Annotated in this window: 11 protein-coding genes and 1 pseudogene; 9 read left to right on the top strand and 3 right to left on the bottom strand. The window is 74.0% G+C overall.

Annotated features, from left to right (window positions below; genetic code table 11):
* Nucleotides 1-98 precede the first annotated feature (98 nt).
* From ACIOHG_RS01115 to ACIOHG_RS01100, 4 genes are all read left to right on the top strand, one after another.
* Nucleotides 99-818 (top strand): MIP/aquaporin family protein, encoded by a 720-nt coding sequence (locus ACIOHG_RS01115; protein WP_400943844.1) that lies wholly within the window; start codon nt 99-101, stop codon nt 816-818.
* A 64-nt stretch (nt 819-882) separates the two neighbouring features.
* Complete coding sequence (gene glpK / locus ACIOHG_RS01110) at nt 883-2,400, top strand: glycerol kinase GlpK (protein ID WP_400943841.1); 1,518 nt, start codon at nt 883-885, stop codon at nt 2,398-2,400.
* Between the two features lie 155 nt (nt 2,401-2,555).
* Entirely contained in the window at nt 2,556-4,151 is a 1,596-nt protein-coding gene (locus ACIOHG_RS01105; protein WP_400704923.1) for a glycerol-3-phosphate dehydrogenase/oxidase, read from the top strand.
* A 111-nt stretch (nt 4,152-4,262) separates the two neighbouring features.
* Nucleotides 4,263-6,065 (top strand): ABC transporter ATP-binding protein, encoded by a 1,803-nt coding sequence (locus tag ACIOHG_RS01100; protein WP_400943838.1) that lies wholly within the window; start codon nt 4,263-4,265, stop codon nt 6,063-6,065.
* Nucleotides 6,066-6,237: 172 nt separating this feature from the next.
* On the opposite strand, the pseudogene ACIOHG_RS01095 reads toward ACIOHG_RS01100, so the two are convergent.
* From ACIOHG_RS01095 to ACIOHG_RS01085, 3 genes and pseudogenes are all read right to left on the bottom strand, one after another.
* Nucleotides 6,238-6,909, bottom strand: a pseudogene (locus ACIOHG_RS01095) (NADPH-dependent F420 reductase); the annotation flags it as partial.
* A 123-nt stretch (nt 6,910-7,032) separates the two neighbouring features.
* Nucleotides 7,033-7,704, bottom strand: coding sequence for a lysophospholipid acyltransferase family protein (locus tag ACIOHG_RS01090; RefSeq protein WP_400943835.1), 672 nt, complete (start codon nt 7,702-7,704; stop codon nt 7,033-7,035).
* A gap of 251 nt (nt 7,705-7,955) precedes the next feature.
* Nucleotides 7,956-8,996, bottom strand: coding sequence for a glycosyltransferase family 2 protein (locus ACIOHG_RS01085; RefSeq protein WP_400943832.1), 1,041 nt, complete (start codon nt 8,994-8,996; stop codon nt 7,956-7,958).
* Nucleotides 8,997-9,538: 542 nt separating this feature from the next.
* Between ACIOHG_RS01085 and ACIOHG_RS01080 the strand changes: the two genes are divergently transcribed.
* The 5 genes from ACIOHG_RS01080 (at nt 9,539) to ACIOHG_RS01060 (ending at nt 12,758) form a co-directional block, all read left to right on the top strand.
* Nucleotides 9,539-10,441 (top strand): hypothetical protein, encoded by a 903-nt coding sequence (locus ACIOHG_RS01080; protein WP_400943829.1) that lies wholly within the window; start codon nt 9,539-9,541, stop codon nt 10,439-10,441.
* Between the two features lie 271 nt (nt 10,442-10,712).
* Nucleotides 10,713-10,988 carry a hypothetical protein gene (locus ACIOHG_RS01075; protein WP_400704940.1) on the top strand — a complete coding sequence of 92 codons (276 nt, stop codon included), beginning with the start codon at nt 10,713-10,715 and terminating at the stop codon, nt 10,986-10,988.
* A 212-nt stretch (nt 10,989-11,200) separates the two neighbouring features.
* Entirely contained in the window at nt 11,201-11,623 is a 423-nt protein-coding gene (locus ACIOHG_RS01070; protein WP_400943826.1) for a secondary thiamine-phosphate synthase enzyme YjbQ, read from the top strand.
* A 69-nt stretch (nt 11,624-11,692) separates the two neighbouring features.
* A complete protein-coding gene (locus tag ACIOHG_RS01065; RefSeq protein ID WP_400943823.1) occupies nt 11,693-11,917 on the top strand; it encodes a hypothetical protein in 225 nt (74 codons plus the stop codon).
* Nucleotides 11,918-11,933: 16 nt separating this feature from the next.
* Complete coding sequence (locus ACIOHG_RS01060) at nt 11,934-12,758, top strand: alpha/beta fold hydrolase (RefSeq protein WP_400943820.1); 825 nt, start codon at nt 11,934-11,936, stop codon at nt 12,756-12,758.
* The last annotated feature ends 37 nt before the right edge of the window (nt 12,759-12,795 follow it).

Raw genomic sequence — 12,795 nt, 5'->3', positions numbered from 1 at the left:
CGTTCTGACTGATCCCACCCAGCGTTCGTCCGCACAGTGATCGACCGATCACCTGCCCCCACCCCGCTCCTCCGGGCCATCAGGACAAGGGAGTCTCTGTGTCCGCGTTCTCCAACGGCGACATCTTCGTCGGCGAAACACTCGGCACCGCCGCACTGGTACTGCTCGGCGGTGGCGTCTGCGCCGCCGTCACCCTCAAGAAGTCCAAGGCGATCAACGCCGGCTGGCTGGCGATCACCTTTGGCTGGGGTTTCGCCGTGATGATCGCGGCCTACATGTCGGCGCCGAAGTCCGGGGCGCACCTCAACCCCGCGGTCACCCTGGCGATCGCCGCGGACAGCGGCGACTGGAGCAAGGTCCCGGTCTACCTCGGCTCGCAGCTGCTCGGCGCGATGATCGGCGCGGTGCTGGTCTGGGTCACCTACCTGGGACAGTTCCAGGCCAACGAGGAGCCCACCCTCGGCATCTTCTCCACCGGTCCGGAGATCCGGAACCCGATCCAGAACCTGCTGACCGAGATCATCGGCACCTTCGTGCTCTGCCTGGCCATCCTCACCCAGGGCCTGACCAAGGGCCTCGGCATCTCCGGCACCGGCGTCCTGATCGTCGCCTTCACCGTGGTCGGCATCGGCCTCTCGCTCGGCGGCCCGACCGGCTACGCCATCAACCCGGTCCGCGACCTCGGCCCGCGCATCGTGCACGCGCTGCTGCCGATCCCGAACAAGGGCGGCTCCGACTGGTCCTACGCCTGGATCCCGGTGGTCGGCCCGGCCGTCGGCGGCCTGCTGGCCGGCTTCCTGTACCACGTCGCGTTCTGACCCGGCGCGCCACCACCCCGCGCGTTCCCACCCCCTTCCCTCACTCAGAGCCGAGGACCCCCGCATGACTGCCAACTACATCGCCGCGATCGACCAGGGCACCACCTCCAGCCGCTGCATCGTGTTCGGCGCGGACGGCCGGATCGTCTCCGTCGACCAGCAGGAGCACTCGCAGATCTTCCCGCAGCCCGGCTGGGTCGAGCACGACGCCGCCGAGATCTGGACCCGGGTGCAGTCCGTGGTGCGCGGCGCGCTGGAGAAGGCCGGCCTGACCCGGGACGACATCCGCGCGATCGGCATCACCAACCAGCGCGAGACCACCGTCCTGTGGGACCGGCACACCGGCGAGCCGGTGCACAACGCGCTGGTGTGGCAGGACACCCGGACCGAGGCGCTCTGCCGCGAGCTGGGCCGCAACGTCGGCCAGGACCGGTTCCGCCGCGAGACCGGCCTCCCGCTGGCCTCCTACTTCGCCGGGCCGAAGATCCGCTGGCTGCTGGACAACGTCGAGGGCCTGCGCGAGCGCGCCGAGGCCGGCGACATCCTGTTCGGCACCATGGACACCTGGGTGATCTGGAACCTCACCGGCGGCGTGAACGGGGGCCGGCACGTCACCGACGTCACCAACGCCTCGCGCACCATGCTGATGAACCTGCACACCCTGCAGTGGGACGAGAAGATCGCCGAGTCCATGCAGGTGCCGCTCGCGGTCCTGCCGGAGATCCGCTCCTCCGCCGAGGTCTACGGCGAGGCCGTCGGCGACCTGGCGGGCGTCCCCGTCGCCTCCGCGCTCGGCGACCAGCAGGCCGCGCTGTTCGGCCAGACCTGCTTCGCCGAGGGCGAGGCCAAGTCCACCTACGGCACCGGCACCTTCCTCCTGCTCAACACCGGCGAGAAGATCGTCAACTCGTACCACGGCCTGCTGACCACCGTCGGCTACCGGATCGGCGACCAGGCCCCGGTGTACGCCCTCGAAGGCTCGATCGCGGTCACCGGCTCGCTGGTGCAGTGGCTGCGCGACCAGCTCGGCATCATCTCCACCGCCGCCGAGATCGAGACCCTGGCCAACACCGTCGCCGACAACGGCGGCGCCTACTTCGTCCCCGCGTTCTCCGGCCTGTTCGCCCCGTACTGGCGCTCCGACGCCCGCGGCGTGATCGCCGGCCTGACCCGGTACGTCACCAAGGGCCACCTGGCCCGCGCCGTGCTGGAGGCCACCGCCTGGCAGACCCGCGAGGTCGTCGACGCCATGCAGAAGGACTCCGGCGTCACCCTCACCGCCCTCAAGGTCGACGGCGGCATGACCAGCAACAACCTGCTGATGCAGAACATCGCGGACGTGCTGGACGCCCCCGTCGAGCGCCCCTACGTCGCCGAGACCACCGCGCTCGGCGCCGCCTACGCGGCCGGCCTGGCCGTCGGCTTCTGGGACGACCTCGACACCCTGCGCGCCAACTGGCACCGGGCCGCCGAGTGGACGCCCCGGATGGACGCCGACACCCGGGACGCCGAGTACAAGAAGTGGCTCAAGGCCGTGGAGCGCACCATGGGCTGGGTCGAGGAGGACGAGAACAACAGCTGACGCAGCACCAGCCGGTCGGGCCACCAGGGCCCGGCCGGCCGGTCCCGTTCCACCCCAGGGCCCGCCGCACCGGGCCCGCCCGGCCCTCCAGCAGGGGCCGCACCGCACACCGGAAGGAGACACGGCGCCGCCGACCAGGGCGCCGTACACACACCATGGCCACCATCCCGACGCTCGGCGCCGAGCGCACCCCCGGACACACCGCCTCCCGTGCCGCCACCCGCGAACTGCTCGGCCGGGCCACCTACGACCTGCTGGTGATCGGCGGCGGCATCCTCGGCACCGCCACCGCCTGGACCGCCGCCCAGGCCGGTCTCAAGGTCGCCATGGTCGACGCCGGCGACTTCGCCGGCGCCACCTCCTCCGCCTCCTCCAAGCTGGTGCACGGCGGCCTGCGCTACCTGCAGACGGGTGCGGTGAAGCTGGTCGCCGAGAACCACAAGGAGCGCCGGGCGCTGGCCACCGACGTCGCCCCGCACCTGGTCAACCCGCTGACCTTCTTCGTCCCCGTCTACAAGGGCGGCCCGCACTCCGCGCCCAAGCTCGGCGCGGGCGTCTTCCTGTACTCCGCGCTGTCCGCGTTCCGCGACGGCATGGGCCGGGTCTCCACCGCCGCGCACGCCGCCCAGCAGGTCCCGGCGCTGCGCACCGAGGGGCTGCGCTCGGTCGCGGTCTACGGCGACCACCAGATGAACGACTCCCGGGTCGCCGTGATGACGGTCCGGGCCGCCGTCGAGGCCGGCGCCGTGGTGCTCAACCACGCCGAGGTCACCGGCCTGCGCTTCACCCGCGGCCGGGTCACCGGCGCCGAGCTCAAGGACCGCCTGGACGGCGCCGAGTTCGGCGTCGACGCCCGCCTGGTGCTGAACGCCACCGGCCCGTGGGTCGACCACCTGCGCAAGCTGGAGGACGCCGGCTCCGCCCCGTCGATCCGGCTCTCCAAGGGCGCGCACGTGGTGGTCAAGCGCCGCACCCCGTGGCGGGCCGCGCTGACCATCCCGATCGACAAGTACCGGGTCTCCTTCGCCATCCCGTGGGAGGACCACGTCCTGCTCGGCACCACCGACGAGGAGTACACCGGCGACCCGCTGGACGTCCGCGCCACCGAGGCCGACGTCGACCAGATCCTCGACGAGGCCGGGCACGCGATCCGCGACGAGCACCTGGACCGCTCGCTGATCACCTACTCCTTCGCCGGCCTGCGGGTGCTGCCCGGCGGCCCCGGCGACACCGCCGCCGCCAAGCGCGAGACCGTGGTCACCGAGGGCCGCGGCGGCATGCTGTCGGTCGCGGGCGGCAAGTGGACCACCTACCGGCACATCGGCCGGGTCGTCCTGGAGAAGCTGAAGAACGCCCCCGGCGTCGGCCTGGCCGAGGACGTCTCGCCGATCCCCGCCACCGTCCCGCTGCCCGGCATCGGCGCGCCGAACGCCGTCGCGCACCGCCTGCTGATCGACCGCGAACCCGGCTCCCGGATGGACCCGCTGATCGCCCGGCACCTCGCCTCGCACTACGGCACGCTCTCCTTCGACCTGGCCCGGGCGATCGCCGAGGACCCGGCGCTGGGCGAGCCGGTCCACCCCGACGGCCCCGACGTGTGGGCGCAGGTCGCGTACGCCGCCGACAACGAGTGGGCGTACACGGTGGACGACGTGCTGCGCCGCCGCACCACCATGACGGTGCGCGGCCTGGACACCCCCGAGGTGCGCGAGCAGGTGGCGGCCTTCCTGGCGAAGCGCGGGCAGAAGTAGCGGCGCCGCCGCCGGCCTCCCGGGAATGCGGAGAACATTAGGTTTGCTAATGGTGAGCAAGGCTCGTTAAGCTCGGGCCCGCTCCTGTCCGCAGACCCCCGGGAGGCCCCCGTGCAACTCCACCGGATCGACTGGACACCGCCGGAGGAACGGCAACCCGCCCAGGTGCGCCGCATCCTCCGGCTGTTCCGGCCGTACGCCGGCCGGCTCGGCGCGGTCGGCCTGCTGGTCGCGCTCTCCGCCCTGGTGTCCGTGGTGACCCCGTTCCTGCTGCGGGCCGTCCTGGACACCGCGATACCCGAGCGGCGCACCGGACTGCTCACCCTGCTGGTGCTCGGCATGATCGCCGCCGCCGTGGTCACCAGCGTGCTCAACGTGCTCCAGACGCTGATGTCCACCACCGTCGGCCAGCGCGTCATGCACGACCTGCGCACCTCCGTCTACGCGCACCTGCAGCGGATGTCGCTGGCCTTCTTCACCCGCACCCGCACCGGCGAGGTGCAGTCCCGGATCGCCAACGACATCGGCGGCATGCAGGCCACCGTCACCGGCACCGCGACCTCACTGGTCTCCAACCTCACCGCCGTGCTCGCCAGCGTCGCCGCCATGGTCGCCCTCGACTGGCGGCTGACCGTCGTCTCGCTGCTGCTGCTCCCGCTGTTCGTCTGGATCAGCCGCCGGGTCGGCCGCGAACGCAAGAAGATCACCGGCGAGCGGCAGCGCCAGCTCGCCGTGCTCTCCTCCGCCGTCCAGGAGTCGCTGTCCGTCAGCGGCGTCCTGCTCGGCCGCACGATGGGCCGCTCCGACTCGCTGACCCGCGAATTCGCCGACCAGTCCGACGAGTTGGCCCGGCTGGAGGTCCGCGCCAGCATGGCCGGGCGGTGGCGGATGTCCACCATCGGGATCGTGATGGCCGCGATGCCCGCGCTGATCTACTGGGCGGCCGGCCTGGCCACCGCCGCCGGCGCCCCGATCGTCTCGCTCGGCACCCTGGTCGCCTTCGTCTCGCTCCAGCAGGGCCTGTTCCGCCCCACCGTCGGCCTGCTCTCCACCGGCGTCGAGGTGCAGACCTCGCTCGCCCTGTTCCAGCGGATCTTCGAGTACCTCGACCTGCCGGTCGACATCCGGGAGCCCGAGCACCCCGTCCACCTCGACCGCGTCCGCGGCGATGTCCGCTTCGAGCAGGTCGAGTTCCGCTACCGGCCCGACCAGGAGCGGCCCACCCTCACCGGCATCGACCTGACCGTCCCGGCCGGCGGCTCGCTCGCCGTGGTCGGCGGCACCGGCGCCGGCAAGTCCACCCTCTCCTACCTGGTTCCCCGGCTCTACGACGTCACCGGCGGCCGGGTGCTGATCGACGGCGTCGATGTCCGCGACCTGTCCTTCGAGACGCTGGCCCGCGCCGTCGGCGTGGTCTCCCAGGAGACCTACCTGTTCCACGCCTCGGTCGCCGACAACCTGCGCTTCGCCAAACCCGACGCCACCGACGCCGAACTCGTCGAGGCCGCCCGGGCCGCCCAGGTCCACGACATGATCGCCGCCCTCCCCGACGGCTACGACACCATGGTCGGCGAACGCGGCTACCGCTTCTCCGGCGGCGAGAAGCAGCGCCTGGCCATCGCCCGCACCGTGCTGCGCAACCCGCCGATCCTGATCCTCGACGAGGCCACCAGCGCCCTCGACAACCGCACCGAACTCGCCGTCCAGCAGGCCCTGGACGCCCTCGCCGCCGGCCGCACCACCCTCACCATCGCGCACCGCCTCTCCACCGTCCGGGACGCCGACCGGATCGCCGTCCTGGACGCCGGCGCCGTCGCCGAACTCGGCACCCACCAGCAACTGCTCGACCTGGACGGCCGCTACGCGGCGCTGCTGCGCCGGGAGGCCCCGGAGGCGGTGGAGGCGGCGAGCTGAGGCAGGGCCCTCTCGTTCGGGTCTTGTCGGATCAGCGTGCGGCGTCGGGCGCCCGGCTGGGAGTGCCGGCGGAACGCCCTCGTACTGGGTGTACTTGGGTGTTTCGCCGGTGCTTCCAGGCGGGATGATCCGGCGTCGCGCGCCCGGCAAGACCCGAACGAGAGGGCCCGGGTCAGCCGCGGAAGGCGGCCGGGCGCTCCGGGGAGGCCGCGGCGAGCGCCTCGGTGACGCCTGCGACGCCGGCCCGCAGGCCGTAGACCGGGGTGTCGGGCTGCTGGCGCCAGGAGTCGTCGATGCCGCCCGCGTCCACGGTGTCGAAGCCCAGGGCGTCGATCAGCTCGCGGACCACCCGCTTCGCCGCCGGGTCGTCGCCCGCCACCGGCAGCGCGATCCGCTCCGGGTCGCCGGCCGGGCGCGGCGCGTCCAGCAGGTCCTGCGCGTAGGTGCCGTTGAAGGCCTTCACCACCGGGTGGCCGAGCTGCCGCTCGACCCAGCGGCTCTCGGTCAGGCCCTCGTCCTCGATGGCGTCGATCCGGCCGTCCCGCTGCTGCGGGTAGTAGTTGTTGGTGTCGACCAGGACGAATCCCTCGGCCGCGCCCGCGAGCACGTCCTTCGGCAGGTCGGGGACGTTCTTCAGCGGGACGGTCACCACGACCAGCTCCGCGCCGTCGGCCGCCTCGGCGACCGGCACGGGGGTGGCGCCGGTCTCCGCCGCCAGGTCGGTCAGGGTGTGCGGGCCGCGCGAGTTGGCCACCGCGACTTGGTGCCCGAGGGCGGTGAGCCGCCGGGTCAGGTTGCCGCCGATGTTGCCCGCGCCGATGATGCCGATCCTCATGGGTGCACTCCGTACTCGCTCGGTCCGGTGAAGCCTCCGGGACGCGCACGCGGTGCGCGCCCCGTCGAGACCCGAACCGGGCCGCCCGCCCGGTTGTTCCCGGGCGGGCGGTTCGCGCGGGGCGACGGGGCGTCAGGCGGCCTTCGGGGACTCGTTGTACTGCTCGGCCAGCTCCTGGCCGGAGAGCGCGTGGATGGCGGCCATCACCTCGTCGGTGACCTGGCGGCGGACCTTGGCCGAGCGGGCCTGGCCGTGCAGCGCGTCGAAGTGCAGCGGCTCGCCGAAGCGCACGGTGATCTTCCGCAGCCGGGGGATCCGCTTGCCGACCGGCAGGATGTGCTCCGGGCCCTCCAGCGCCACCGGCACCACCGGGACGCCGGCGGTCAGCGCCAGCCAGGCCACGCCGGTCTTGCCGCGGTAGAGCCGGCCGTCCAGCGAGCGGGTGCCCTCCGGGTAGATGCCGAAGGCCCGGCCGGAGTCCAGGATGCGCAGGCCCTCGTCCAGCGAGGCGGTGGCGGCCCGGACGCTGCCGCGCTCCACCGGCACCGCGTTGATCACCCGGGTGAAGAACACCCGGGAGACGGCGCCCTTGAGGCCCTTGCCGGTGAAGTACTCGGCCTTCGCCAGGAAGAACACCTGGCGCGGCGCGGCCAGCGGGATCACCACGCTGTCCACGAACGACAGGTGGTTGCTCGCCAGGATCACCCCGCCCTTGCGCGGCACGTTCTCCAGGCCCTCGATGGTCGGGCGGTACAGCGCCTTCGCCAGGGGCTTGAGCAGCAGCTTGGTGACGAGGTCGATCACTGGCCCTCCCCGGCCGGATGTCGGCACCGACCGGAAGGCGCCCGGCGGCCGTCCCGCCCGGGCGGGCAGGGCGTGCTACTCGGCGGTAGGTCGGACCTTTGGGTTCGAACCCGCAGACTACGACACCCACCCCGTGACTCGTCCACCACCCACCGCGACCAGGCGGCTGCGATTCTCGTCACGTCCAACCGGTGGAACACTGCCGTCCCGACAGGTGGGACGGCGGGGCGGGCCGACGGGCCGACGGGGTGTCAGGAGCGGCCCGGGCGGAGGCGGCGGGCCGCGGTGGCGGGGAGCCGGGCGGCGCCGCGCAGCCGGTCGTAGGCGCGGCGGGAGCCGCGGGCGGCCAGGCGGTACTGGAGGCCGCGCAGGCCGGGCGGGAAGGGGTGGCCGGCCGGGCGGTGGCGGGCGAAGTGCGCGGTGATCCGGGCGAAGAACTCCGGGCGCAGCGCGGCCGGGACCAGCCCGGGGGTGTCGTAGACGGTCAGCGCCTGCTTGGCGGTGCGGTCGAAGACCAGTCCGCGCAGCCGGTCCGCCCGCTCGTCGCGGTCCAGGAAGGCGAAGATCGCGTCGTACTGGGCGAAGGCGTCGGCGTGCTTGGGGGAGGAGGTGGCGGTGATCGCGCCGGGGCGGCCGCGCCGGTAGTGGTAGCAGACCCGGTCGAGGTAGCGCAGCCGGTCGGCGGCGAGCAGCAGCGGGTAGGTGACCGAGATGTCCTCGTAGTAGCCGCGGCCGAAGTGCACGTCCAGGTCGAGCAGGTACTGGCGGCGCATCACCTTGTTCCACACCGCGAGCACCGCGTTGAACAGCGCGGGGTGCTCGGCGGCGGTGCAGCCCTCGACCAGCGGGGAGCCGGCCAGCACCCGGCGCCACGGGTTCGGGCCGGTGCCGCCGTCGTGGTAGACGTGCGTGAAGTCGGTGAGCAGCACGTCGGCGGGCAGCTCGCGGGCGGTCTCGGCGCGCAGTTCGGCGAGGATCGCGTCCACGGTGCCCGCGGGCAGCCAGTCGTCGCTGTCGACGAACCAGACGTAGCTGCCGGTGGCCTCGGCCAGACCGGCGATCCGGGCCCCGCCCAGGCCCTGGTTCTCGGTCAGGTGCAGCACCCGCATCCGCGGGTCGGTGGCGGCGTGCGCGTCCAGCAGGGCGCCGCAGCCGTCGGGGGAGAGGTCGTCCACCGCGATCAGCTCGACCTCGCCGGGGGCGGCCCCGTCGGCCCGGAGCGAGTCCAGGCACTGCGGGAGGAAGCGCTCCACGCCGTGAACGGGCAGGACGATGCTGAGCAGCGGTGGCACGTGCGTTCACTCCGCGAAGGGACGGGGGTTCCGGCGGGGTCGCCCGGTGCGCCCTACTCTACGGCCGGACCGCGGCACCCCGGGCGCAGGTGGTCGGGGTGGCCGGGGTGCCGCGGGCGGCGCGGAACGCGACCGCCGGTGCCGCGCCGTACCAGCGGCGGCACCGGCAGCCCGGTTCGGCGGTCCGACCGACCCTCAACGATCGACCGCCGGTCCGTCCACCACGTAGGAGTCGGGCCGCCGCAGCGTCGAGACGGCCGGACAGTGACTCACCGTGGGGTCGGAAGCTCTGCAGTTCTGCACGGGACGACCGGGCGATTCGTTCAGACTCGAAACCACCCGGCCGCGGATGGGCGGATGTTCTCCGCTTTCCCGTGTCGCTACAGATATTGCTTGGAGGTTTCAGCCACGTCAATCCCCCGTATGTGTTCAATTTCTGAACACTGGATGACGTGCCTGGTCGGCGGCCGTGCGCGAGGCATTGCCCGGCCCGGCGGCCGCTCCTATATTGACGCAACGTCTCACAGGGGGAGCGAGTCGCCATGGACACCACACTGCCCGCCCGGCCGGTCAGCCCGGTCCTGAAAGGGCTGATGCTCGGCCCGCTCGCGGCCGCCGCCTGCTGGACCTTCCTCACCCTGTGGCCCGCCGCCGGCTCCACCGACGCGCTCTTCGCCTGGCGGATGTCCCCCGTCACCGCCGCCCTGCTCGGCTCCGCCTACGGCGGCGCCGCCGTCATGCTGGCCCTCGCCGTCCGGGCCAGGGCCTGGGCCGAGGTCCGGGTCGCCACCGCCGCCAGCGCCCTGCTGATGGTGCTGATGGCCGCCAGCACCCTGGCCGGCCGGCACACCCTGCACCTCACCGGCGGCGCCCTGCTCGGCTTCCTGGCCGCCTGGGGCTGGCTCGCCGTCCACCTCGCCGCCCTTCCGATCGGCCTGGTCGCCCTCGGCGCCCAACTCCTCACCCGCGGCCCCGCCCCCGCCCGCACCCCCCGGCTGCCCTGGTGGGTGGCCGGCCCGATGGTCGGCGGCGGCGCGCTGCTCGCCCTGCTCGGCCTGCTCCTCGCGCTGCGCCCCGACGCGCTCGCCCCGCACTGGCCCTGGGCGGCCCGCCCGCTCGACGTCCGCGCCCTCGGCGCCTGGACCCTCACCTTCGGCACCGCCCTGCTGCTCGCCAGCCGGGAGGCCGAACTGCGCCGGGTCCGCAGCGGGATGGCCGCCCTGGTGCTCACCGGCCTGCTCGGCCTGGCCGGCCTGGTCCGCTACGGCGACCGGATCTCCTGGGAGCTGCCCGCCGCCTGGATCGCCGTCCTGGTGCTCACCGGCCTGCTCGGCCTCGGCCTGTGCGGCTACGGCGTCTCCGCGCTGCTCGACCCGCCCCCCGACCCGCGGCGCCCGCGCCGGGCGGCGGGCGCCGGCGAGGTCGAGGAGGTCGAACTGGGGTGAACGCCCCGCTCGTCCGTGCGCCCGGCGCACCGGACCCGCCCGGCGCGCCCCGCGAACGCCCCGGCCCGCCGCGCCGCCTGACGGCAGGTCAGCGCGTCGATGGTGCACCACCAACCGATGCGCAGTCGTGACCGAGTCCGGGGTGGCCCGGTGGACCACCGCCCGGGTTCGCACGATACGGTGGCAGAACACCAGGACGGTTGTGTGAAGGCGGTCCCGGGCGGATAGTCTTCGCCACACGGCCCTGGCGCCTCGTAGGGGTGGGAATCAGATGGAACACATGCAAGTGCGGACGCGGCCCCGGGTGCCCGCGATCCAGTGCGGCGTCGGCACCACCGGCCGCCGGATCGACCGGCACCTCGCCGTCCTCGGCGCGCCCGCGCTGTCGACGGTCGACACGGCGGAAGCGCTCGGCCTGATAAGGGAACTGACGCCGCGCGGTCCCGGTGTGCCCGCTGCCGCGGTCGCGCCGCGCCGGATGGTCCGGCTCTCCCTGATGGCCCCGCTGCGCCGCCTCAAGCGGAGCCTGTTCGGCAACCGCCGCTAGCGGCACGGCACCGGTGTGCCGGGCGGCCCGCCGCCCCCGCGCCCACCCGACGGACCGGGAGTCCGTCGGGCTTTCGTCGTCCCCGAGCCCGGCCGGTGGGCGGTGGCGGGCCGTGGCGGGTGCTGGCGCGGGCTGGCGGGCGGCCTTGCGGTGTCCTGGCGTTCGGCCTACGCCCCTACGGGCGGCCGCCCAAGATCGGCCAGGATGGCCCCATGTCCGACACCTTCCACACCCAGACCCTCGACCTGGCCACCGGCCGCGAGGAAGTCGCCCTCGACGTCACCGACCACTGCCACGCCTTCCTCCGCGAGGTCGCCGACGGCCGGGACGGCCTGCTCAACGTCTTCGTCCCGCACGCCACCGCCGGCATCGCCGTGATCGAGACCGGCGCCGGCAGCGACGAGGACCTGCTCGACACCCTGCGCGCACTGCTCCCCGCCGACGGCCGCTGGCGCCACCGGCACGGCAGCCCCGGCCACGGCCGCGACCACGTGCTGCCCGGCCTGGTCGCCCCGCACGCCACCCTCCCCGTGGTCAACGGCCGGGTCGCGCTGGGCACCTGGCAGTCCGTCGTGCTGATCGACACCAACGGCGACAACCCGCACCGCAAGCTCCGGCTCTCCTTCCTCGGCTGACGGCCCGGCCGTCGTAGGCGTCACCGGGCCCACGGGACGGGGTCCGGGCGGGGCCGTAGGCTTGCGGGCATGGGAGAGCAGCCGAAGTCCGAGGACGCCGCCGCCGAGCAGGTGTGCGAGGTGTCCGCCGACCCCGAAGAGGCGCTGCGCGGGCTGACCCCCGGCGGGGCCGGGGAGCGGGCGTCGTGCGTGCTGTGCGGCGCGGAGACCGAGTACCCGGCCGGGACGCCCGGGAGCACGCTCTGCCCCGTCTGCACCTGGCAGCAGGCCCAGCGTGCCGCCTGCTCCGGCTGACGGAGGGGCGGGAACCGTGCCGACCGGGCTGCTGGAACGGCCGCACGCCGTGCTCTCCTACGAGGTCGCGGGGAGCGGGCCGCTGGCCGTGCACGCGCACGGGGCGCTCTCCAGCCGGGCGCACGAGGACCGGGCCGGACTGTTCGACTGGACGCCGCTGACCGCCGACCACCGGCTGGCCCGCTACGACGCGCGCGGACACGGCCGCTCCACCGGCCGGGCCGAACCCGCCGACTACGCCTACCCCGTGCTCGCCGCCGACCTGCTGGCGCTCTGCGACCACCTCTCGCCCGACGCCCCCGTCACCGCCCTCGGCGCGTCCATGGGCGCCGCCACCGTCCTGTGGGCCGCGCTCGCCCGCCCCGAGCGCTTCGACCGCCTGGTGCTCGCCATCCCCGCCGTCGCCTGGGAGGCCCGGGCACCCCGGCGCAGCGGGCTGCGGGCCGCCGCGACCCTGGTGGAACGGCGCGGCCGGAGCGCGCTGGACGCCGCCGCGAAGGTCGCCGGACCGCCCGCCGTGCTCGCCGAAGTCCCGCAGTACACCACCGAGTTCGATCTCGCCCCGGAGCTGATCCCGGCCGCGATGCGCGCCGCCGCCGAAGCCGACCTCCCCACCCCCGACCTCCTACGCACCCTCCCGCACCCCGTCCTGCTCCTCGCCTGGGACACCGACCCCGTCCACCCCCTCAGCACCGCCCACACCCTCGCCACCCACCTCCCCGCCGCCCGCCTGCACGTCTCCCGCACCCTGACCGACATCAGGAGCTGGGGCCGACGCGCGGCCGACTTCCTGACCGAGGGCGAGCCGCACCATGGAACCGATCACCGTCCCCGCCCCTGAGCCCGAGTGGCGCCCCGCACCGGAGCGCCGGGGCGGC

Source organism: Kitasatospora sp. NPDC088134 (assembly GCF_044741705.1).
Taxonomy (GTDB): domain Bacteria; phylum Actinomycetota; class Actinomycetes; order Streptomycetales; family Streptomycetaceae; genus Kitasatospora.
Note: the sequence above shows the minus strand (reverse complement) of the source record. Positions and strands in the feature narration are given on the sequence as shown.

Excerpts from the sequence above, each read along its gene's own strand:
- glpK (WP_400943841.1), top strand. The coding sequence starts at position 883 with ATGACTGCCAACTACATCGCCGCGATCGACCAGGGCACCACCTCCAGC.
- ACIOHG_RS01105 (WP_400704923.1), top strand. The coding sequence starts at position 2,556 with ATGGCCACCATCCCGACGCTCGGCGCCGAGCGCACCCCCGGACACACC.
- ACIOHG_RS01080 (WP_400943829.1), top strand. The coding sequence starts at position 9,539 with ATGGACACCACACTGCCCGCCCGGCCGGTCAGCCCGGTCCTGAAAGGG.
- ACIOHG_RS01075 (WP_400704940.1), top strand. The coding sequence starts at position 10,713 with ATGGAACACATGCAAGTGCGGACGCGGCCCCGGGTGCCCGCGATCCAG.
- ACIOHG_RS01070 (WP_400943826.1), top strand. The coding sequence starts at position 11,201 with ATGTCCGACACCTTCCACACCCAGACCCTCGACCTGGCCACCGGCCGC.
- ACIOHG_RS01065 (WP_400943823.1), top strand. The coding sequence starts at position 11,693 with ATGGGAGAGCAGCCGAAGTCCGAGGACGCCGCCGCCGAGCAGGTGTGC.